Origin of the sequence: Streptomyces puniciscabiei (assembly GCF_006715785.1) — a bacterium.
GTDB lineage: Bacteria > Actinomycetota > Actinomycetes > Streptomycetales > Streptomycetaceae > Streptomyces > Streptomyces puniciscabiei.
The window spans coordinates 2,793,107-2,812,600 of record NZ_VFNX01000001.1 but is presented as its reverse complement, the minus strand read 5'-3'; the positions used below and the strand labels follow the sequence as shown (position 1 = coordinate 2,812,600).

General features: G+C 65.8%; 13 protein-coding genes and 2 pseudogenes. 4 read left to right on the top strand and 11 right to left on the bottom strand.

Features of this window, described 5'->3' with window-relative positions:
• Window positions 1-4: 4 nt before the first annotated feature.
• Window positions 5-1,057, bottom strand: a complete 1,053-nt coding sequence (locus FB563_RS12785) for a sensor histidine kinase (protein ID WP_159045446.1) — start codon at window positions 1,055-1,057, stop codon at window positions 5-7.
• Window positions 1,058-1,171: 114 nt separating this feature from the next.
• On the opposite strand from FB563_RS12785, the gene FB563_RS12780 reads away from it, so the two are divergent.
• Window positions 1,172-1,858: a rhomboid-like protein gene (locus FB563_RS12780; RefSeq protein WP_159045445.1), complete on the top strand. Its 687-nt coding sequence runs from the start codon at window positions 1,172-1,174 to the stop codon at window positions 1,856-1,858.
• 53 nt (window positions 1,859-1,911) lie between these two features.
• Here the strand turns inward: FB563_RS12780 and FB563_RS12775 are convergent.
• The 3 genes and pseudogenes from FB563_RS12775 to FB563_RS12765 form a co-directional block, all read right to left on the bottom strand.
• Window positions 1,912-2,334, bottom strand: a pseudogene (locus FB563_RS12775) (DUF488 family protein); the annotation flags it as partial.
• Between the two features lie 436 nt (window positions 2,335-2,770).
• Entirely contained in the window at window positions 2,771-4,006 is a 1,236-nt protein-coding gene (locus FB563_RS12770; RefSeq protein WP_055704541.1) for a DNA-binding transcriptional response regulator, read from the bottom strand.
• On the bottom strand, window positions 4,003-6,243 hold the full coding sequence (locus FB563_RS12765; protein ID WP_055704540.1) for a sensor histidine kinase: 2,241 nt from the start codon (window positions 6,241-6,243) through the stop codon (window positions 4,003-4,005). Before FB563_RS12765 ends, FB563_RS12770 begins: the two co-directional genes overlap by 4 nt.
• A 421-nt stretch (window positions 6,244-6,664) precedes the next feature.
• Here FB563_RS12765 and dcm point away from each other — a divergent pair, with 421 nt between their 5' ends.
• Complete coding sequence (gene dcm / locus FB563_RS12760) at window positions 6,665-8,632, top strand: DNA (cytosine-5-)-methyltransferase (RefSeq protein ID WP_055704539.1); 1,968 nt, start codon at window positions 6,665-6,667, stop codon at window positions 8,630-8,632.
• Here the strand turns inward: dcm and FB563_RS12755 are convergent.
• On the bottom strand, window positions 8,571-9,068 hold the full coding sequence (locus FB563_RS12755) for a very short patch repair endonuclease (protein WP_004939603.1): 498 nt from the start codon (window positions 9,066-9,068) through the stop codon (window positions 8,571-8,573). The two genes, dcm and FB563_RS12755, sit on opposite strands and share 62 nt — an antisense overlap.
• Window positions 9,069-9,123: 55 nt before the next feature.
• Between FB563_RS12755 and FB563_RS12750 the strand changes: the two genes are divergently transcribed.
• Window positions 9,124-9,312, top strand: a complete 189-nt coding sequence (locus FB563_RS12750) for an AbrB/MazE/SpoVT family DNA-binding domain-containing protein (protein ID WP_004939606.1) — start codon at window positions 9,124-9,126, stop codon at window positions 9,310-9,312.
• Between the two features lie 28 nt (window positions 9,313-9,340).
• Here the strand turns inward: FB563_RS12750 and FB563_RS12745 are convergent, their stop codons facing one another.
• From FB563_RS12745 to FB563_RS12730, 4 genes are all read right to left on the bottom strand, one after another.
• Window positions 9,341-11,350, bottom strand: coding sequence for an AIPR family protein (locus tag FB563_RS12745; protein ID WP_055704538.1), 2,010 nt, complete (start codon window positions 11,348-11,350; stop codon window positions 9,341-9,343).
• Window positions 11,343-12,353: a PD-(D/E)XK motif protein gene (locus tag FB563_RS12740; protein WP_055704537.1), complete on the bottom strand. Its 1,011-nt coding sequence runs from the start codon at window positions 12,351-12,353 to the stop codon at window positions 11,343-11,345. Before FB563_RS12740 ends, FB563_RS12745 begins: the two co-directional genes overlap by 8 nt.
• Window positions 12,350-15,121, bottom strand: coding sequence for a Z1 domain-containing protein (locus FB563_RS12735; protein WP_055704536.1), 2,772 nt, complete (start codon window positions 15,119-15,121; stop codon window positions 12,350-12,352). Before FB563_RS12735 ends, FB563_RS12740 begins: the two co-directional genes overlap by 4 nt.
• A 63-nt stretch (window positions 15,122-15,184) precedes the next feature.
• Entirely contained in the window at window positions 15,185-16,660 is a 1,476-nt protein-coding gene (locus tag FB563_RS12730; RefSeq protein WP_055704535.1) for an ATP-binding protein, read from the bottom strand.
• Window positions 16,661-17,154: 494 nt separating this feature from the next.
• Between FB563_RS12730 and FB563_RS12725 the strand changes: the two genes are divergently transcribed.
• The gene (locus FB563_RS12725) at window positions 17,155-17,805 is read left to right on the top strand and encodes a hypothetical protein (protein WP_055704534.1); all 651 of its coding nucleotides are present in this window, start codon (window positions 17,155-17,157) and stop codon (window positions 17,803-17,805) included.
• A gap of 88 nt (window positions 17,806-17,893) precedes the next feature.
• Here FB563_RS12725 and FB563_RS12720 read toward each other — a convergent pair.
• Together FB563_RS12720 and FB563_RS12715 are read right to left on the bottom strand one after the other, a co-directional pair.
• A pseudogene (locus tag FB563_RS12720) lies at window positions 17,894-18,750 on the bottom strand (hypothetical protein).
• Between the two features lie 81 nt (window positions 18,751-18,831).
• Window positions 18,832-19,455 (bottom strand): nucleotidyltransferase domain-containing protein, encoded by a 624-nt coding sequence (locus FB563_RS12715; protein ID WP_055704533.1) that lies wholly within the window; start codon window positions 19,453-19,455, stop codon window positions 18,832-18,834.
• Between the last annotated feature and the right edge of the window lie 39 nt (window positions 19,456-19,494).

Genomic DNA, 19,494 nt, shown 5'->3' with positions numbered 1-19,494 from the left:
CCGGTCAGGCCGTGGCCCTCGGTGATCGGAGTGGACGTGCGGCCGACTCCGGCATCGACGACATGAAAGCGACCTCGCCCGGTGCGTAGGCGACCGTCGCCCGGGCATGGCTGGTGCGGGCATGCTTGACGACGTTCGTCAGGGCTTCCTGCACGATGCGGTAGGCGGCGCGGTCCAGACCTCGGGGCAGGGCGTGCGGGTGACCGCTGATCGTCAACTCGACCTGGACACCGGCCCGTCGGATCTGCTCGAGGAGCGTGTGGAGGTCGTCCAGGCCGCCGGGCAGCCATTCGGCACCGTCGTCATCGCGCAGGACACCCAGCAGTGAACGCAGCTCTCCCAGGGCTTGCCTGCTCGTCGTCTCGATCGCGGAGAGGGACTTCGCGGCCTCGTCGGGCCGGCTGCCGATGACGTGGTGGCCGACGCCCGCCTGGACCGCGACGATGCTCAGGCTGTGCGCGACGACGTCGTGCAACTCCCGGGCGATGCGCATGCGTTCCTCGACGAGGAGGAGCTGTGCCCGCTCTTCGGCCTGCTCGACCAGACCCCGGGTGTAGGCGCGGCCCTGTCTGGTGGACCAGCCGATCGCCCAGGCGGCGGCCTCGACGATGAGGACTTGGATCATCCCCGGCCACCCCCAGAAGCTGAACCCTGTGATGCCCCGCATAGGGATCATCAAGGCGAGTTGTGCGGCGCCTGCCACCGCGCCCGCGTACGCCGCGACACGCGCGGGTCGGGCGACCGCCACCCCGTACACCAGCAAGGCAGTCCCCACCACCCCCGTCAGGCTGAGCCCGCCGTCGGTGGCCATCACCACCGACCCCACCGCCAGTGCGGGCAGTGGCAGCAGCCGCCGGACGGCGACAGCCACACCCAACGAGCCCGTCAGCACGGTCTGCCATGCCGGCCAGCCCGTGCGGTTCGTGCCAAGCGTCCACCACAAGACGGTCGAGGCCACCAGGACCACGGCCAAAAGCACATCCACCGCGACCAGCTGATGTGACGTCAGTTCCCTGGTGCGGGACGCCGCGTCATGCCTCACCGTCATGACTCGCATGCATCCGACCCTAGCCGGGAGGAGGGATCGTCCGCCTCTGTCCAGAGACAGAGATCGGCTGGTCATTCCGTGGCCAGATCCGCAGGGCGGGCGCCCTCTGCCAGGGTCGGCCGCATGGATCTCTCGCGGACCCCCGCCCGCCGATGGCTTTCCCCTGTGCCCTGGGCCTTCGCCCTGCTCGCCGCCGTATCGTCCCTGACGTACGGCGGTGATCACGCGGTGAACGCCTGGGCATCGACCGACCTGGCCAATTTGGGAGATCATCCTGTGGAGGCGCTCATCACCTCCGCCTTCCTGTTCGGCGCCGATCCCTGGGCCAGTCTGCGCGGCATCGCCTTCGCCGGGGCCATGCTTGCGTTTCTCGTCATCCGGTTCGGCAACATGCGGGCGCTCGCGCTCATCGCGGCCGGCCAGGTCCTCGGCACACTGGTGAGCGAAGGGCTGCTGGCGGCACGGATCGCGGCGGGACAGGCAGACCCGGCGCTGCGTGCGACGCTGGACGTCGGCCCGTCTTACGTGATCGTCTCGGCCCTGGCCGCCGTGGCGGCAGCGGGGGCCCGGCGGTGGCACCAGTGGACCGCGTTCGCCGCGCTCGTGATGCGCGCACCGCACATCACGAGCGGCCTGACCACACTGGGGGTCACTCCCGTCGGCCACGTGACCGCACTGTCCACCGGCATGCTGCTGGCATGGGCCCTGCGGTCCTCCGACGCCCACCACCGCTACCTGCACCGACTGACGCTACGCGCAGCGCCGCTTCAGACCGAGGAGCGTACCAATGGCCGGGCATTGTCCACTTGAGCTGGTGGCCTTGGGGCTGGGCCGATTGCGGGTTCGTTGATCACAGGGGAGGGCTGGCCGTCCCAGAACGGCGCCCGGTTCTCCTTGGGATTCCCCAGGCCGCGAAGGTGGGTGTACTCGATGCCGGCCTCGGCGAGTGCCTGCCCGAGGCGGGTCTTGCTGAAGCCCTTCTTGCGGCTGATCGGCGTCAGCCGGACGTCCGCCACCACATCGATACGGCTGTCGAGGAGTGAGGCGACGAACGAGTCGATGTCCCGCCCTTCGTATCCGGCGGACCACAGACCGGGTGCGACATGGGCATCCCGGAACAGATCATCCAGTGAGATATCAAGAGCCTCTGCGACCGCGCCGACGGTGAAGAAACCTGGCTGGATCGCTCCCTCGCCCTCCAAGCGGGCCAGCGTTGTGTTGCTGATGCAGGCTTCCTGGGCGAGCCGCTCCCGTGACCACCCACGGGCTTCCGGCAGCGCCCACACTCGCTGGGCGAGCGCGCGGGCGTGGTCGTGAGGACGCGCTGAAGATCTTCTCCCAGATCTCTCCCAAACGATCTCCAGAAACCCGTCAGGGGCCTGATCCACTTGGTGGATCAGGCCCCTGACCTGGTGTTTCTCTGTCGGGGTGGCGGGATTTGAACCCACGACCTCTTCGTCCCGAATGAGGTTCGGTTGGTGATCCTGCCAGCCTCGATGGCGTTTCCGCAGGTCAGATGGGTGGGCTCGGTTGGTGTCGCGGGGCCTGGAAGGGGTTCGGGGAGCGGGTCGGCTCCCAGATGGCTCCCCGGGCGTGGTGCCCACCGGCTGCGTGTAGGTCTATGCCAAGGCATCCCTGTGTCGACCACAACGAGGGCCAAGGCTTCCGCGCCCGGCGTACCCTCCGCTGTTGATCGCGCACGCTGTCCGAATGCCTGGAAGCTCAGTCCTTCACAATCTCGCCGTTCGCTGATGACGTTGAAGCCTGCGTCGGCACGTGCCTGGCCTTCGGCTTCTCGAGTTCCAACCGCACTTTCACGTCCTCGAAGCTGAGGTCCGGGGTTCCGATACGCCCCACCGAGCGGCTGTAGGCGATGAGCATCGCCTCCGAGAACGGGCTGTCGAGGGTTGCGACACGTCGCCAGGTTCGTGCCTCGGCGAGCGGGACCGATACCACGTTCTCGAAGTCGACCAAGAGGTCGGGGATGTCGAGGTAGCCAGGAAGAGCGCGGTACCGGTTCTGCTTGTCCCCGAAGACCTGTTTGGCCTGGTCCTTGTGGCTGTTGCTCTTCGAGCTGGCCAGCCATGTGGCGATCGCTGGCGACTCCGACTCCTCGCCGTCCTCGGTGAAGATGCGGTCAGCCTTGGCCAGGCGAACGTACTGTGCCTTGGCCTTACGAGGTCTCGCCACGTTGGCGTCCGGGTGGTCCTCATACAGGTCGCAAGCAGGGGTGAGGACGATCCACCAATCGCCCTCGGGGCTGACCACGAGGTCCGTGGCGGTGAGGTGATGGGTCACGAACGGCTTCAAGTAGACCCGCGCAGCGGAGGGTTGACCAGCAGTGGCGACCGCCTCGCCGTCCCCGGCGTATCCCAGTTCGCTGGGGCCGTTCTCCCGGAGCTCGGCCGCGAGGCGGTTGACGATGATCGGGGTGATCTCGTGGGGATCAGCGCCCGCCATCTCGTGCCAGTGCGGGGCCACGACGTCACGGAGGAAAACGCGGACCTTGCGTTCGACGAGATCGGAGATACGGCGTCTCAACTCCGACACTCCCGAGAGCAACCCGTCCCGGACTGCGGGAGCGACCTCGTCCCAGGCGTTCTTGGTCACCACACGGATGAGGGGAGGCTTCTCCAGGTCACGCACCTGCTGGGGGACAGCTGTGAAGAAGACCACGGGCAGCCACCGAGCGCCGGCGATGGCGTCGTACAGTTCGTGTCCGCGTCCTTCGACGGCAGCGGCGGGTATGCCATCGGCGGCGTCGCGGACGTCGAGGATGACCAGGTCGAAGTCCTCGTCAATCAATCGCTGCTCGGCTGCGGAGAAGTCCTGCTCGGACTCGAAGTGGATCTCCCCGAGGTCTGTGAGCTCCTCGGACAGCACTTCGCGAAGGTCCGCGATCATCTGGGCGTCGTCATCGACTATGAGCACCCGATACGCAACGTCGGTCGACGTCACCCAACTCTCCTTCGCAGTCGTGCCCGGAAACTCGCACCCGAGAGGGTGCCGGGGCTCACCAGCCCCAATTCGCCGTCGTAGAAGTCCTTCACGACGCTGCCTGCGATGCTGAGACCGAGGCCGACGCCATCCGGCTTTTCACTGAAGTAGGTATCGAAGATCAGGTCCTTGATCTTCTCGCGCACCCCAGGGCCGTTGTCGCTGACCGTGATGTCGACCACGTCCAGTTCGCCCTCGTGATTGCGCTCCGTCTCGATCAGGATCTCGCGGGGAGTGCCCTTGGGCATTGTGGAGAGCCAGTACACGGCGTTGCTCACGAGGTTGACCACAAGGGTCCTGATGTCACCCGGCTCGGCGGTGACGATCACGTCCTCCCCGCTGATCTGTACATCTACACCGTGCTTGGTGATCTCCGACTCCAGCACGTCAACGGCTTCGGAAATGCTCTGGTGTAGAGAGAGCCGGCGGGGCCGTCCACGCTTCCGTCCGCTGAGGGGCTCGATGCGAGTGAAGAGCCGGTCGAGAGCCCTTTCTTGTGCGGTGAAGTCCGTCCGCAGCTTGTCCAGCGCAGCTGACAACTCCACATCGTGTGTCTCGACCTTTGTGGTGATCTTGCCGAGACGACGAAGGCCCACGCCGATGCGGGAAAGGGCGGTACGTCCGTCGTGGAGGACGACGTCGACCAGGGTGCCCAGCGTCGCGAGGCGGGAGAACTGGGCGATGACCTCCTGTACCTTGCGTACGCCTTCGTTGATCGTCTCCGTGGCATCCTCGATGGCGCGACTGAGGATGATGTCCTCTGGGTGCCGCTCGGCAGCCACCTGTCGCAGCGGGTCCAGGTTGAAGTTCTGGAAGAGCCCGTGGCCCCTGCCTTCGGACGGCCCGGCAAGGAGCGGGGCTTCCGTCGGAGCAGTGGGTTCCCGACGCAGCCGGTAGCGTTGCGTCTCCAACCTGGCAATCGCCTGGAGTATGACTGCCTTCAGTTCCTCGTACTCAGGGGTGTCGATCAGTCCTTCGCGGTGCGAGCGGTCCAGGAGGCCGGGGTTGTCATCGGCCGAGATGTAGACGAATCCCGCCACTTGCCGGTTGGAGAGACGCAGCGTCGGGTTGTTGATGCGTCGCTGGTCGAAACCAAGCCAGTCGAACCCGGGTTCCCCGAACGGCTGCACACGGAACCCGTCCCGGTACAGGGCCACACCGCTGTTGTTCCGGATGAGTTCCCGTACGTCGTTGGTGTTCCTCGCGCTGGTGTCGAGTGCCAGGAGCGGCTTGATGGCCGACGACTCAAGGTCCCAGACTCGGAAGTCCAGTTTCAGAGGGCCACATGAGGGCCTCTTCGAGTCCTTCCGGAGGTTGTCCTGGACGACCTCCACCGGTTCTTCGTCGCCGGCGTAAATGGCCAGGCTCGCGTCCCCGTCGGCATCCACGGCGCCGACGAGGCGATAGCGGGGATGGGCCAGTGTCTCACTCGCAGAAACGAACCCGCTGTGGTGGCGGAGCGGCCCCTCCGGAGTGTCGATGTAGATCGAGAACTCAGGCTGGTCCGGCACAGAGAGCTCGGCGGGAGGCGGCGGGGGGAGGAGCCTGGACAGGGAACGCTTGAGGGCCTCGATCTCGTTCGTGCCCCAAGCCGTGCGAAGCCTCTCGAGTCGGACCACGGTGCCATGCGCCGTGCCGACGGCTGTAGCAGGCGCTGACTGAAATTCCCGGAGGACCTCGGAAAAGGTCTGCGCTGCTATGCCTCCGTCTACGAAGACGCTCGGAGTGGTCGTGGACAGGGAGACCGGAACCTCATCCAGGTACGCGTCACCATCCGTGAAGTCCCCCCAGTCGATGCGAAGGGTGACCTCCTGCTCATCGACCCGTCGAGTCGTGATTGTGGCGGTATGGCCAAGTCGAGCCGAGGCGAACCGGCCGATGCCCTTGGCGCCCAGCACGCGACGCCCACCTGACTCACTGCGTGGGTTCCGGTGCCTGTGCGGGGTGGCGATCTCCATCCACGTGCCGCGCACTGTGGCCGGCGACATGCCGTGCCCGTTGTCCCAGACCTCGATCGAGCCCTCACCCTCTTCGAGGGGAGGGTTGAAGCGGATCAGGACGAGGCTGGCGTCCGCGTCGTAGGCGTTCTTCACCAGCTCGGTGAGGGCGACGCGTTCGTTGCTGATCAGTTCTTCGCCGAGCGTGCTCATGAGCCTGGCCCGCGGCCGGAGATACGCCTTCGCGTTCTCGGAGTCCACCCATGCCCCCGCTCGTCAACTGTCAGCCATGTTCCGCAGTGTGTGGCGGGCAAGATTCTACTAACTACCCATCAGCGAGCTAGGTGGGCGGCTCTCGTAAGTGGCCGAAACCGTGCACAGGTTCAGGCCGACTCGAACGTGTCTTCAGCCCCGCCGGATCGTTGACCAGCTTGTCCGGCCAATCCGGGCCCCGGGAGCGACGCTGTCACTGCTGTCCTCTACGATTGCCTCTGGTAACGCACCAGAACGTCGGTTCGAAGCCGAGGACTGGGGGGCCGCGCGGACTCGCGCCGGTACCCGGCAGAGCGCAGCATCGGTCTCACGGGATTTCCGGAGGTCAGCGTGGTGGAATCCTTGCCTCCACCAGCGCGTCTGTGATCTCCTGGTGCTCGTTGTTCTCGCTGGTGTGGAGGTGCGTGCTGTGCAGGAGTCGCACTATGGCGTACCCCTGGAACGGAGCGACTATCTCAAGCTCCCGCGGCACCGGCACAGCTGCAGGCCCGAGCGGTTCGCAAAGTGGCTCGAAGGGTACGGCAAGGGGCGTCGCCTCGCCGTGGACCTCTTCTCCGGAGCAGGCGGTCTGAGTCTTGGGCTTCAGCGAGCTGGCTGGACCACTGCAGCCGCTGTCGACTTCGACGAGCGTGCCCTTGAGACCCATGCGGCCAACTTCCCCGGCATGAGTCTGCACATGGACCTGGGGAACCCAGCCGAGCGTGACAGGCTCGAGGAGCTGCTGGAGCCGGCGAAGGGGAAGATCGATCTGGTGGCGGGGGGCCCGCCGTGCCAGCCGTTCAGCAGGGCTGGGCGGAGCAAGATCCGCCACCTCGTAGAGCACCATGGCCGCGACCCTCACGACCTCCGTAAAGAGCTGTGGAGCGCGTACCTGGACGTCATAAAGAGGATCAGGCCGCGCGCCGTCCTCATGGAGAACGTCCCGGACATGGGCCTCGGCGACGACTTCTTCGTGGTCCGCGTGATCGAGCAGCAGCTCGAGGAGCTCGGCTACGCAACCCAGGTACGCCTTGTCGACGCATGGCGCTACGGAGTACCCCAGCACCGGAAGCGGCTCATCCTTCTGGCCAGGAACGACATCGAGAGGTTCGAGTGGCAGCAGGAGGTCGCCGAGGACGAACGCACCACCCTGCGCCACGCCATTGGTGACCTCCCTCCCCTCACCGTGGTGCCCACGGAGCGTGTCGGCGAGCGTGAGATGGCCTACGGCACCCCCTCCGAAGATCTGTCCGACTTTGCCAGGGAGATGCGCAAGCGCGCGAAGCGTGAGGTCGTCTTCGACCACATGACTCGGAGGGTCAGGCCGGACGACTGGGTGATCTTCGACAGCATGGACTCCGACACCCTGTACTCGGACATCGACCCGGAGCTCCAGCGGTACAGCGCCGAGCACTTCACCGACAAGTACAAGAAGCTTGACTGGGACGACCTGAGCAGGTCGATCACCGCCCACATCGCCAAGGACGGCTACTGGTACATCCATCCGGACCAGAACCGCACCCTGACCGTTCGGGAGGCGGCACGGGTACAGACCTTCCCGGACCGGTTCAGGTTCGCTGGGACACGTAGTGACGCCTTCCGGCAGATCGGCAACGCGGTGCCACCCCTTCTGGGCAAGGCCGCCGCGGAAGTGCTGTTGCCTGTCGAGGGGTGCCAGGCCGGGGAAGGCGGACTCCAGCCCCGCTGGCGCACGGCCCGCGAGGACCTGACTGCCTGGGCGGAACGGCAGCGCAACGGGGAGAACTGGTACCAGTTGCCCAAGCTGTCGTCAGTGCACGCGGCGGTCGTGGCGGTGCTGGCGGGAACCCGGGTGCAGCCTGGTCAGATGCACGAGATGCTCGAGACGATCCGGGAGCACGCGACTCTGACCAAGTCCGCTCTGCGCACTCTCCTTGAATCAGCCCCCACGGCAGCCGTTCGGGCGCGCCTCGACAGGCTGACCGCCGTGGCCGGCAAGTCAAGTGTCTGGTCCGAGGACGAGGAGAAGCAGAAGGAGCTGCCCAAGCGCCTGGGGATGAAACCAGCCGAGGGCGCGCTCTACCGGCTGCTGATCGATGACGACCTTCTGTGGGTGGGACAGAGTGCGCTGCGCGTCGCTGCCCGGCTGCACGACAGCGACTCTGACCGCACCAACCGGCTCAGTGACGGCCGGGTGCACTTGGTGAAGCTCGTCGGTGCAGGAGAAAAGGCCCCCCTGCGCATGGCTGCGCTACGACTCATCGGAAGCACCCTGTGCAACGCGAAGAATCCTCTCTGTGACCAGTGTCCTCTCAGTAGCTACTGCGCGGGCAGGGAAAGTGCTGCGGGTGACCTGGTCACGGATGCTCTGAGTGGGACGCACGGTCGGCAGCCTGTTCCTGCCCAGTCACGCGAGTAGGAGCCGGACACCGCTCGGCAACCATGAGTGCTGCCGCCGCTGGACTGGCCTTGACCTCGCACTCCCAGACCCGGAGCACGGTCCATCCGGCGGCCTCCGCTGCTTCCGTGTTGCGTCTGTCTCGGGCCCTGTTGGTCTCGATCTTGTCCGTCCAACGCTCGGCGTTCGGTCCGCGGAACACCTTGGGGCCGTGCTTCGGGCAGCCGTGCCAGAAGCAGCCGTCAACAAAGACGGCCACGTGGTATCTGGGAAGCACGAAGTCGGCCGTGCACCTGGGAGCCACCCTCTGGTGAAGGCGGAACCTGAGGCCCAGCCGGTGCACCGCCTTCCTGAGGGCCACCTCCGGCCTGGTGTCCCTCACGCGCCGGCCGCGAAGGTGCTCACCCTCCGGAGTGGCGACCCACCCACGGTCCGGCGTCAGCCCTCCTCCACTCATGACCACATTCCCAGTCTGTAGACGTCCTCGACTCGGAGGGTGCCACACTCTTCCCATGCTCCGGGAACCAGCCGAACTCCATGTCGATGATCAGGGTCGGGTCGAGCTGCCGCTCGGCCTGCTGGCGGAGGCCGGCATCGCACCGGGCTCCGATCTCGTCGCCTTCAGTGACGGTGACGGACGGATTGTCCTGAGGCGGGCCGAGGACGCTGTCAGGGACCTGGTCGAGAAGGGCATGCTCTGACCGAGGACTCAGGACCTGCGTGGTCCCATCACTGAGCAGGAGTGAACCCCAGGCGCAGAGCCTCGCTACGCGCGTGAAGGGCCTGGAGTGCTTGTGTCTCGGGCACCTCTTGGCCGTTCTCCATCCGTCTCCCGACGGACTGGGCCAGCTGCCTCTGCCAGGGTTCGAGGTTGTGCGTCTCCTTGGCCCACCGCTCCAGCGCGTACCACTCGCCGGTTGGCACAACCAGGAGTTCCTCGACCGCCCCCTCGGCGTCCGGGCTGCCGCCGGCCAGTGCTGCTTCGTCCAGGGGCAGGTCCAGGAGTTCGGCCGCCAGGGCATCGGGGACCGCCCAGCGCACTCGTGAAACGGCGTCCCAACACCCCACCTTCTTGGCCCACTCGCCCACGTGGTTGCCCTCCAGCGGGTTCGTCACCGCCTCCATGACGCGGGGGCACAGATCGTCCACCGCGGCTTCCAGGGCGGCGGAGATCCCCTGCTCACGCCAGATCCGGTCAAGGTCGATCCGCTGCTTGGTGGCCAGGGACAGCCTCGCCATCGTGTACGTCGTCACAAGGCTCTTGTGACTGCCCGCTCCATGGCCGGCGGCAACCTGGTCCACGGCCTTGAACAGGATCGCCATTGCGATCACCCGCTGGCAGTACTGGATGTCGACACGTGGTGGCGCCTCGTCGATACGCAGCATGAACTCGACAAAGTTCTTCTGTGCACCCCGACTCACCAGGTGGGGCAGCTGGATCCACGAGTGGACGAACTTCGCCAGATCGGCCTTGGTGAACCTCTTCTTCGTCGGATTGATCCTCTTGAACTGGCGTTGTCGGGCAGGCGTACGGGCTTTGGCGAGCTCGTCCGTGTACTGGCCGCGTGCCCGCTCGTAGAACCAGTGGGTCTCCTGACCACTGCCGTCGGCTGCGGGAGCCCAGAGGGAACGGGTGATCCGCTGGATCGCCACGTGATACTCGTGGTTCGAGCTGAAGTCGACCTGGGTCACCCGGTTCTGCGTGTTCGAGTACTCCGAGATCTTGGGAACAATCTCGGTGAGACGCTCGGGCGAGACCTCCGTCAACTTCATCTGGACCCGGACCTGGGACAAGTCGGCCTTGTCCCGTGACCGGGCATAGTGGAGTGACGCCGTGGTCTGCCCGCCGTTGACGATCTGGAGGCCGTGTACGCGGGAGATGTGGGTCGGCTCTCCGTCCGGGCCTGTCACGAAGTCGACCTGGGAGGCCGTTGCCGTGATCCCGTTGTTGTAGGCCAGGAAGCGGCCGGGCGCGTGCAACAGGGTCTCCCGGATGCCTCGGTTCACGGAACCACGGGCCTGCAGGAACGAACGCACATTGAGTTCGAGAAGCCGTGTCCCGTGCTCCGCGTACAGCTCCGCCAGCAACTCTCCGGGTATCACAGCGAGCACGACGGAATGGTCCCGCTCCGAACTCGGAGCGGAAACGCAGGGCAGCGGAGGCGTGAAGGGAACCACGATGGGCTCGCTGAGCGATCCCGACGTCTCGTGACGGTGCAGCCGCGCCAGGTCCCACACCTCGTGGACGACCGGGAGGCCGTCGAAGTGGGTGGGTGGGACCTCCACGGTCGTGGCGACGCGGTTGCTGAGGAGGAAGAGCCTGATCCTCTGCACCTCGGTCAGGGCCTTCTCGACCGCCTCGCACATGTCGTACACGTCGAAGGACTCGTCAATATGTTGCTGCAGGCCCTCCTGGCAACGACGTGCGAAGGTCAACAGCCGTTTGAACGAGGTTTCGGTCTGGGCCTTGGTGAGTTTCGTCTCCAGCGGGGCCAGGTGGAAATCGGTGAGGAAGAGGTCCAAGGACTCACCCGCCTCTCCGATGCCGTACGCATGGACCTCGTGACCGTGGGCCTTGTGGTACGCGCTGAAGGTGTTGGAGACGACGCCGGCCTTCTCCAGGTCGAACAGGACCCTGTGTGTGAACGCCTCCGGAGTTGTCGTTCCCTCGGCGTCCGCGGTCGCCTGAACGTCAGCGACGAGGCTCCGGGAGTACTCGGCCAGGTCCTGCTCACTCATGGGCTCCCCCGATCAACATGCTCACATCGTCGACTGACGCCAGATAGCTGTCCAACCCCGAGACGGTCACGTGGTAGGTGCAGTCGCTGACGCCCTCGGGAAGGTCCGACTCGACAAGCCTGGGAAAGCCATCCCGAACGTGCCAGAAGCGTAGGTCACGAACGGTGTATCGAGGTTCGTCATAGAGATCGTGATGTCCGGGCAGGTATCCTGCCTGGATAAGCAGGCCGTCGAATCGGGCCCTGGCAGCAGCGCTGGCAAGGTGCCCCCGGACGCGCTCCACACGATGGTTCAGGCTCTCGCCGGACCCACCCCGTCGTTCGTCGAGCACCATCATGCACAGCAGCAGGTGCGGGACACCGGTGTCGTCCAGCTGTCGCTCACTCGCTATGCGGACGCTGCGGGGGTGCTTCGCGGCACTGGCCTTGACCTCGATCGCGACTCCAGGGAGCTGGAAGTCCTGGTTGGCGCCTGTCGGTCCCGTCCAGGACTCCACAGCCTCGGTCTCGGACAGGGTGCTCAGGAGGTGGTCACCAAGCACCAGAAGTTCCCCGTAGAGCCCCCTCCGCGCCTCCGCTCCCAGCCCGTCCGTGCCAACCGTGCGCAGGAGATCCTGCCAGCGCTCGAACCTGCTCACGGCGGCTGTCAGAGCGTCGGCAGCGGCCGGCGCTGAACGCGCGGTGTCGGCAACGTCGGTCACGAGTGGGTTGAACACTTCCCGGAGGTCGTTCGCCGTAAGGACCAACTGGAGCTCGTACTCGAGACGGGACACCGCACTCAGCTGCATCTCGATGCCGGCCGCCCGGGGCAGTCGCCCAACCGAACGCACGATGTGGTCTGCCGAGCGGGCGTCGGCCCTGAGTACCAGCATGCGCTGTCCCCCCGGATGGGCGACGGAGAGGAACACGTCCAGCGGGGAGTCCGGATGCAACCGACGGCTGGAGCGTCCTGGCGAGTCGTGAGGGCGCTCAAGCTCGTGCCAGTCCTCCTCGGTGACCGTCACGCCTCGTCCTCCTCGTCGAGGGCGTAGATGTCCTCCTGCAGGTAGATGCTGTTCGCCACGTACTCGGTCTTCGACTGGTTACGGGAGTAGGGAAAGCTCACCTGGAAGCCCACCAGCGGCAGCTCCGGGGAGTCGTCCTCGGATCCCGGTACTTCAATGGGATAGATGAGTAGCAGGGCTTGGTCGGGACGTCGCTGACGACGGAGGTACGGACCCGACGGGTGCTTCGGGACCGAGGTCTTCTCCTTCTGCTTCGCTGCCTTCCCAGCGGCCGCCCGTGCCGCTTCAAGCTGTGCTTCGTCGAGGTCGAGGCCCTCGTCGCGCGGGCTGAGGACACGACGGATCGTGTACCGCCCCTCTGCTCTGAACTCCGGGTTGAGCGGGGCACGCGTAACTGGTCCGACCGAATGCCCGGCGACGTCCACGTGAGTGGCCGCCGACTTGCCTACCAGGCAGACGGTCCAGTTGCCCAGCTCACCCACCTTGGCACACTGTTCGATGTACTTTGCGATGAGTCGGGGACGGACCCTCTGGGCCATGCGGTCGGTCTCGTAGGAGGCCACGAACTCGGAGACCACTTCCGGCGGTACCCCCCGCCACATCACCGTGCCGCCGCTGACCGCCGTTTCGGGGTCCGTGATGCCGTCGAGGTGCCGCACCAGGTCCTCGAGCGACTTGAAGTTACGCTTCACAGCTCGGTCGGCAAGGTTGAAGATCACCGTCTCCGGCCCCTCGCCGGAGTAACTGAGCAGGATCCTCTCACTCTGCCTCATCTTGTTCGCCGCAGTGACCATGAGCCCCAGCGACGACGAGCGGACCTTCAGACCGAACTGCCGGGGTGTAAGACCGAGCGTGGCCATCTCCTCGACCTCGCGGCGTAGTTCGTCGGTCGCAGCCGTGACCTCCACGTAGGCGTCCTCGACGGCAGGCGTGGTGTACAGCCTGCACAGGTCCTCGTACCCGGGTCGGTACCCGAACCACCTGCCCATCTGGAGCAGCGTGTCGTACGTGTTGGCCCAGCGCAGGTAGTAACTGACCGTGAGCCCTGAAAGCGTGAGGCCCCGGGACAGCTTCTGGCCGCCGATGGCGATGACAGAGAGGCCGTCCTTGCGGTTGTCGTAGTAGTCGAGAGCGTCCCGGGAAGTGCCGTTCACCGCCTTGACCTGGATCTTCCTGATCGCGTCCAGAAGCTCCGTCGACACCTGCTCCCAGGTCAGAGGTTCAGCCTCGTCAGCCGGGAAGTGCGCGGTGGTGGGAACGAAGTCGCGCTCCCAGAGTTCCTGGAACTCCGCAAGAAGCTTCGGCCCTTTCCCGTACCGGTCACGGAGCGAGTCCACAAGGAAGTGCAGGTGGTCCTCCACCTGTTCGCGGACAAGGCTCTGCACAGCCGTGAACCGGGTCACGTGCACCAACATGGAGTTGTGCACCCTTACCTGGCCCCTGGCCCGGCGAGCCGCGCACGAGAGCACGAACGACGCAACGGCCTCACGTAGAGACCGAGGGAGATCCCCACGGGGCCTGTCGCCGGCCTTGTGCCGGCTCGGCAACCAGCTGTCGGAGTCGTTCACGTGACGCACCAGCGGCAACGGATCCACGTCCTCCTCATCCTCGTCATCCACCTGGAGTCCAAACACGCGCTCCGGTCCGAGATAGTTCGAGGGCGAGGGGAGGCTGCGGATGAAGCTCTCCGGGAAGAGATCCCCGCCCACCTCGTCGTGGTCTGCGTCGGGGTCGATGTAGATGTTGGCGAACGGAGTGGCCGTGTACCCGACGTACGCCGCCCTGTCGAAACTGTTGATGAGGTCTCGGATCGCCCTGTTTGTCCTGGTGGGGTCGTCGTCAGGATCGCGGACCGTGTTGATCGACGCGTTGTCGGCCTCGTCGTCGATGACCAGGAGCGGAACGTCGCGCACGATCTTGCGGCCGTTCTCGCCCTCGGTGCCCTGCACGTCGGTCACCCACCTGCGCAGGTACTCGAGAATCTTCCAGTGCTTCTTGACGACGAGCACTACAGGAAAGCTGCCGAGCGGGAAGTTGATCGTGGCTGCGGCCTGGCGTCCGAAGTCTCCCTTCTCGGAGCTGTTCGTCGGAGACGCGATGTCGAGCTTCTTGCCCTGCAGCGGCATGAGTCCAGCACCGATGGTGCGGGAGTCCCCGTTCTCGTTGGAGCGCATCTGGTGCTGGGTGTCGAAGCCCAGCAGGCCCTCGTCTATGCGCAGTTGCGTCTGGCTCCGGAGGTCGTTGTGGATGCCAGCGAGAACAACGACGAGCTTGTAGCCCGCGTCAACCGCCTTGGAAGCGAGTCCGATGTACTGTCCGGTCTTGCCTGACTGCACCTGGCCGATCACGAGCCCCTTGCGGCGCCAGGGGCCAGGCCGCCGCGGATCCTCCAGTTGACTCAAGACCTCGTCCGAGGTCTGGTCCAGCCGTCGCACGACCGAAAGCGGCAGGTCCTCGACATCCTCGAGGAACCAGCGGTATCGCTCCCAGAAATCCCAGGAACGGTTGTTCTTCGCCTCAGGGAGCCAGGGCTCGTGCCCCTTGGGGTCAACGAGTCCCAGGGAACGCTCCTGGAACACCGTGATCATGGCCTCGATCTCCTTGGCCAGCTGGTCCCGGTCCAGAGTTTCCCCCTGTGCGGCCAGCATGCCGAAGATCGCGTTGACCGCGATCTGCACCTCGTCCGGGCTGGGCTGCCGGTCCTGTGGCAGGAAGCTGCGTACCAACCGCTTCGCCTTTGCGAGGGGTTCGTCGGGGGTGGAGCTCACGGGGAACCTCCAACTGGTCTGAGACGGTATGGAGCAGAGTATGGGGGACCACCGACAACAGGCTCAGGTACTCCAGAACCCCTGTAGCTGGTCGAAGGGAGACATGGTGCGCAGCCGTTCGCGCGCTGCAGCAGGCGAACGGCCACCTGAGACAAGGGACTCGTAGATGCGCTGTGCGACCTCGGTCGCAGTCTCGTCAGCGGGACCCGCCCCGCCGAAGGGATCGGGATCGTCGCTGGTGTCGGTCTCGTGCATCACACGGAGTGTGGCGACGGGTACCGTCTCCTCCAGGAGACGGATCAGAGCACGGACGTCAGCCGGGTTCGCGCCTCCCTGCCTCAGCGTGGCCTGGACCAGCGGATGACTGCGGTTGATCCGGCAGGTGAGCCGGCCGTCCGCACGACGTACGTTCCAGACGTACACCAGGGGATCGCCGTGTGTACGTGCGGCGACCTGGCCGCGGTGTCGCAGCACCTCTGCGGCCCTCGTGCGGGCCTGACGTGCGATGCGATGAAGGTGGGGTCGTAGGCTGACAGGCGGGACGACGCTGGACTTTCGCACGTCTACTCCCCACTCGGCGTCTGACTCAGCCGGGATGTCGACAGATATGCGAGCGAGGTTGTACTTCTCCTCGCGACGCATCCCGCGCTGCCCCAACCAGTCCCCCGCAAGAATCAGACGGTTGCGCCGGTACACGTAGAAGCCCTGCTGATCAAGCCATCCCTGCGGTCCTGCCGCATGGCTGAACTCATCAGGAGTCAGGCGGTGGGCGCTCGGGAGGACGAACGCTTCGACCCTCACCGATCCGTTACCCAGGGGAAGTTCCTCGGCAGGCAGCCGCTGGACCGAGGGATGAGCAGTCATGAAGGGGTCCCAGGGCTGTACGGCGGTTCCTGAAACCCTTAGAGCGCGTCGCCGGGTTCCCACGAGGAACCGTGCGAAGACCATGCCGAGATGCGCCTCGGTGCGTGTCGCCTCGGCGTAGAACTGCTTCTGGGTACGCTCGTCGTCCTCGGTGACAGCGACGGTGTGATAGCCGTTGAGCCGACGCCACAGCACCACCGTGCCATGGCCGCCGCAAGGCCGGACTCTCTGGAGAATGGCGGCGGTGTCGTCGTCGGCCCCGTGGAGCAACCGCCACTCGCCGTACTTCTCGACCACGTCGAGGTCCCACGTGCGCGTGTGCCACTGGCCGTCGCAGGCTGTCGCCACGGTGAGCTGTCTCGCCTGCGAGAACGACGCGGACTTCAGACCGACCCCGAACCGCCCCAGATCAGTGGGCGAGCGAGGCGTTGCCGGTCCTCGCGCCGCCACGGTCATGGCCGTGACGAGTTCCTCCTGGCTCATGCCGTCGCCATCGTCCACGACCGCGATCCAGGAGTCGCTTCCGGCCCAGGCGAACTCGACGTCGATGTTCTGTGCCTTCGCGGAGATGCTGTTGTCGACGAGATCGGCAATCGCTGCCGGCAACGAGTAGCCCAGCGAGCTCAGCGAGGCGACCATCCCGGCGGGCTCGGGAGCTGCGATGTCGTACGTCATGTGTGGTCCCAGTCCCACTTCTCCCCGGGACCCTCGGTCGGTGCACAGCTGTCCCGGAGAGCCAGAGGCACCAGGCGGACAGAGACCGCGACTGGAACACGCCTGCCAGGCCGGTCCCGCAGGGCTCCCCCCACCCGCCGCTAATGGTACTGGCACGGAGGAACAGGACCTCCGTATGTCCGCAGCCAGGAGCAGTCGTTGTGCTGCAGCTTCGGAGCGACATGATGCAGGCGCCCCGAGGCTGGCTGCGCGTCCGCTTCAGCTACTCCCGCGACCCGGCCATCGCTCGGAAGTACAGAGCGCGTTCGGGCTGTGTTCTAGACCCGCGCCTCGGCGGCCCGCCGGATACCTGTGCCATGGGGCCAGACCGGAACGAGACGAGAGCGGCGATGGCAATCGTCAGCGCAACCAGGCGTGCAAGCGACTGATGTGAATGGGCCAAGGGCAGGGTTACGGTGGGGTAGAAGGTCGCTGACAACTACTTGGAGCCGCCCGTGATTCCGGTCGTGGACATAGAGGTTGACCCCAGCTTTCCTGCCAATGTGGCGTTAGGTCTGCCACCTGAGGACGAGATCGATGAAGAGGGATACGGGTTCTTTCGGGGAGTGTGGGACATCGGCGATGTGAGCCACGAGGAGGCCGTCGCCATGGTCAAGGAGGAGCGACACCTCTCCAACCTGGTCGACCGTGCCGCGCTGACCCACGTTGACTTCGAGGCAATCGCCAACGCGTTGGAGTCAAACGACCCGGACAGCCTGCCAGCAGGCTTTGTCGCCGAGCATCCCGAGAGTGAGATCGTCGAACTCGTCGGGGACGGCTATACCGCCGAACCACTTCTCGGCTCCCTTGAACTCGGCGTGGCGGGCCTCTCGTATGCCCTTACATCCATTGGCTGCTTCACTGCGGCAAGCTGCCGGAGCCACCTGTCCGATCACTCATGGTCTCCGCGGCCGGTTGTCTACTTCGCAGCGGAGCGCCCGACCGTCCACTGGCTGACACCGTTGGTCCGCGACACAGGATGCGGTTTCGACGACGGCAGTAGCCACGGACGGTTGTTGATCGTGGAAGCGCCGTCGATCACGAACTTCATGGACTTGGCCAGCCGCATACTGGGGCAGGTGGAGCGGCAGTCCCCTCGCAGGTAGGTAGCTGTTGCCGGATCGGCGGTTTTCGATCTTGAGCAGCATCCGTCGAACATGCCCCGGCTTCGGCGTGCAGAGCTACCTCTCGCGATCACCCGGCCTGGAGCTGCTTGATGACCTCCTCGGCCATGCGTCCTGCTGGCCGCAGCCGGGGATCCTCAGGGTGCGCGTACGGACCAAGAAGCCTTGAGCAAACGAACAGCGTCATCAGCTTGCCGTCCCGAGTCTCGAAGTCGCGCCGGCGCTCCCGCCACACGCGATCAGCCAAGGCTGGGATCACAAGGGAACTCGCCCACAATGTCGCGCTGTCCAGCCCCAGCGGCGCGTGCCCCAGTCCTCCCAGTCGAAGAGGCTGAACACCGGTGCGGTGATATTGGCCCAGTTCAGGTCGGCGTGGGCTGGCACCCACCGCTCGACGGTCGTGTCGAAGTCCTCGGGGAAAACACTGCGGATGGACGCAGTGACGAGCTCCTGGGTGATGGCGGCGGTGTCCGGCGTAGCGATCCGCCTCGTGGGCTGCGACGCCAGCGCGTCCAATGTGGCGTTCAACGCATTCCACCACTCGTTCGGAAGCTTCGGAGCCTGGCTCAGCACAGCGGTGCCGACAGGAGGGCTCGGCAGGAGCTCGGTCTCGTCTGCCCGCCACATCGCCGAGCCGTCTCCCGCTCGCCAGACCATACATCCGTGCCATTCGGGCTGGGCGACGCCTTCGAGACGTGCGGCACACTCTGTGCCGTTCCACCCCTGTTCTGGGATCTGGGCGTGTGCGCGCCGCTCCACCCGGATCCACGTATCACGGTCTGTCCGGGCCCCGACGGTCCGACGCTTGCGGATCACCGAATCCGGGAGTAGGGACACCTGGAGACACCGCTCAACCCGATCAAGAACCTCGTCGACCGGCTCCACCCGTAGATCAACTGGCTGCGTTGCGGGACTTGAGAGCGCCATATCGGCGACCGTAGCAGCGGAGCGAGCCCGGCTCAGGCAGTCGAGGTATCGGCGTGCGACACGGCGAAGACGGCTGGCCTCTCAGGTTCGGTCTGCGGACAAGAGACGTTTCCGCCAGGGATGGTCCGGGGCGGTCATCGCGATCGAATCCGCTAGCCAGACGCGTTGTGACTCGTCCAGGAGCGGCAATACCGCTTCGAAGTCAGTCTCGTCCTTGTCCCGTGTGGCCTTCGTCTTGTAGAAGAGCTGCACCTCGGGCGCAAGGTAAGGGATTCCGGTCGGACTCCTCCGCCCCAATCGCGCGAGCGGAAGTCGGACCCCTGGGTTGCGCCGCGAGACCCACTGGGCGCCCTCGGCCTCGTCCAGCATGAGTTGCACCGACCAGGGCGCCTTACGTGTGCGTCTGCACCAGATGTCGTGGAGGGGCGCTTCAAGCATCTCGCCCGGACGCCAGGGACGCAGGTGCCCCGCGCCAGGCGGGTCCGCAACGTGCATGTCCCAGTCGCTCAGCATCTCTCGCGCGAGCGCCTGGTCGCGGCGGAGGACCAGGACGTCGAGATCGCAGTGCGGGCGTAGCTCGCGACCGACGGCGAGTTCGATCGCGTACCCGCCGGCGATCCACCACGGGAAGTCGGCTTCGGCGAACATCGCGGCCAGGTCCTCCGGGCGCGTCGGCACCCAAGGCCCCAGTTCGTGAACACTCATCCGTCCATGCTTTCAGCGAACGAGGCTCTGGTAGAGGGG

Bases quoted from the DNA above. Each gene is read 5' to 3' on its own strand.
- FB563_RS12750 (WP_004939606.1), top strand. From the start codon at position 9,124: ATGCTCCGGGAACCAGCCGAACTCCATGTCGATGATCAGGGTCGGGTC.
- FB563_RS12785 (WP_159045446.1), bottom strand. From the start codon at position 1,057: ATGCGAGTCATGACGGTGAGGCATGACGCGGCGTCCCGCACCAGGGAA.
- FB563_RS12755 (WP_004939603.1), bottom strand. From the start codon at position 9,068: ATGAGTGGAGGAGGGCTGACGCCGGACCGTGGGTGGGTCGCCACTCCG.
- FB563_RS12715 (WP_055704533.1), bottom strand. From the start codon at position 19,455: ATGAGTGTTCACGAACTGGGGCCTTGGGTGCCGACGCGCCCGGAGGAC.
- FB563_RS12745 (WP_055704538.1), bottom strand. From the start codon at position 11,350: ATGAGTGAGCAGGACCTGGCCGAGTACTCCCGGAGCCTCGTCGCTGAC.
- FB563_RS12780 (WP_159045445.1), top strand. From the start codon at position 1,172: ATGGATCTCTCGCGGACCCCCGCCCGCCGATGGCTTTCCCCTGTGCCC.
- FB563_RS12730 (WP_055704535.1), bottom strand. From the start codon at position 16,660: ATGACGTACGACATCGCAGCTCCCGAGCCCGCCGGGATGGTCGCCTCG.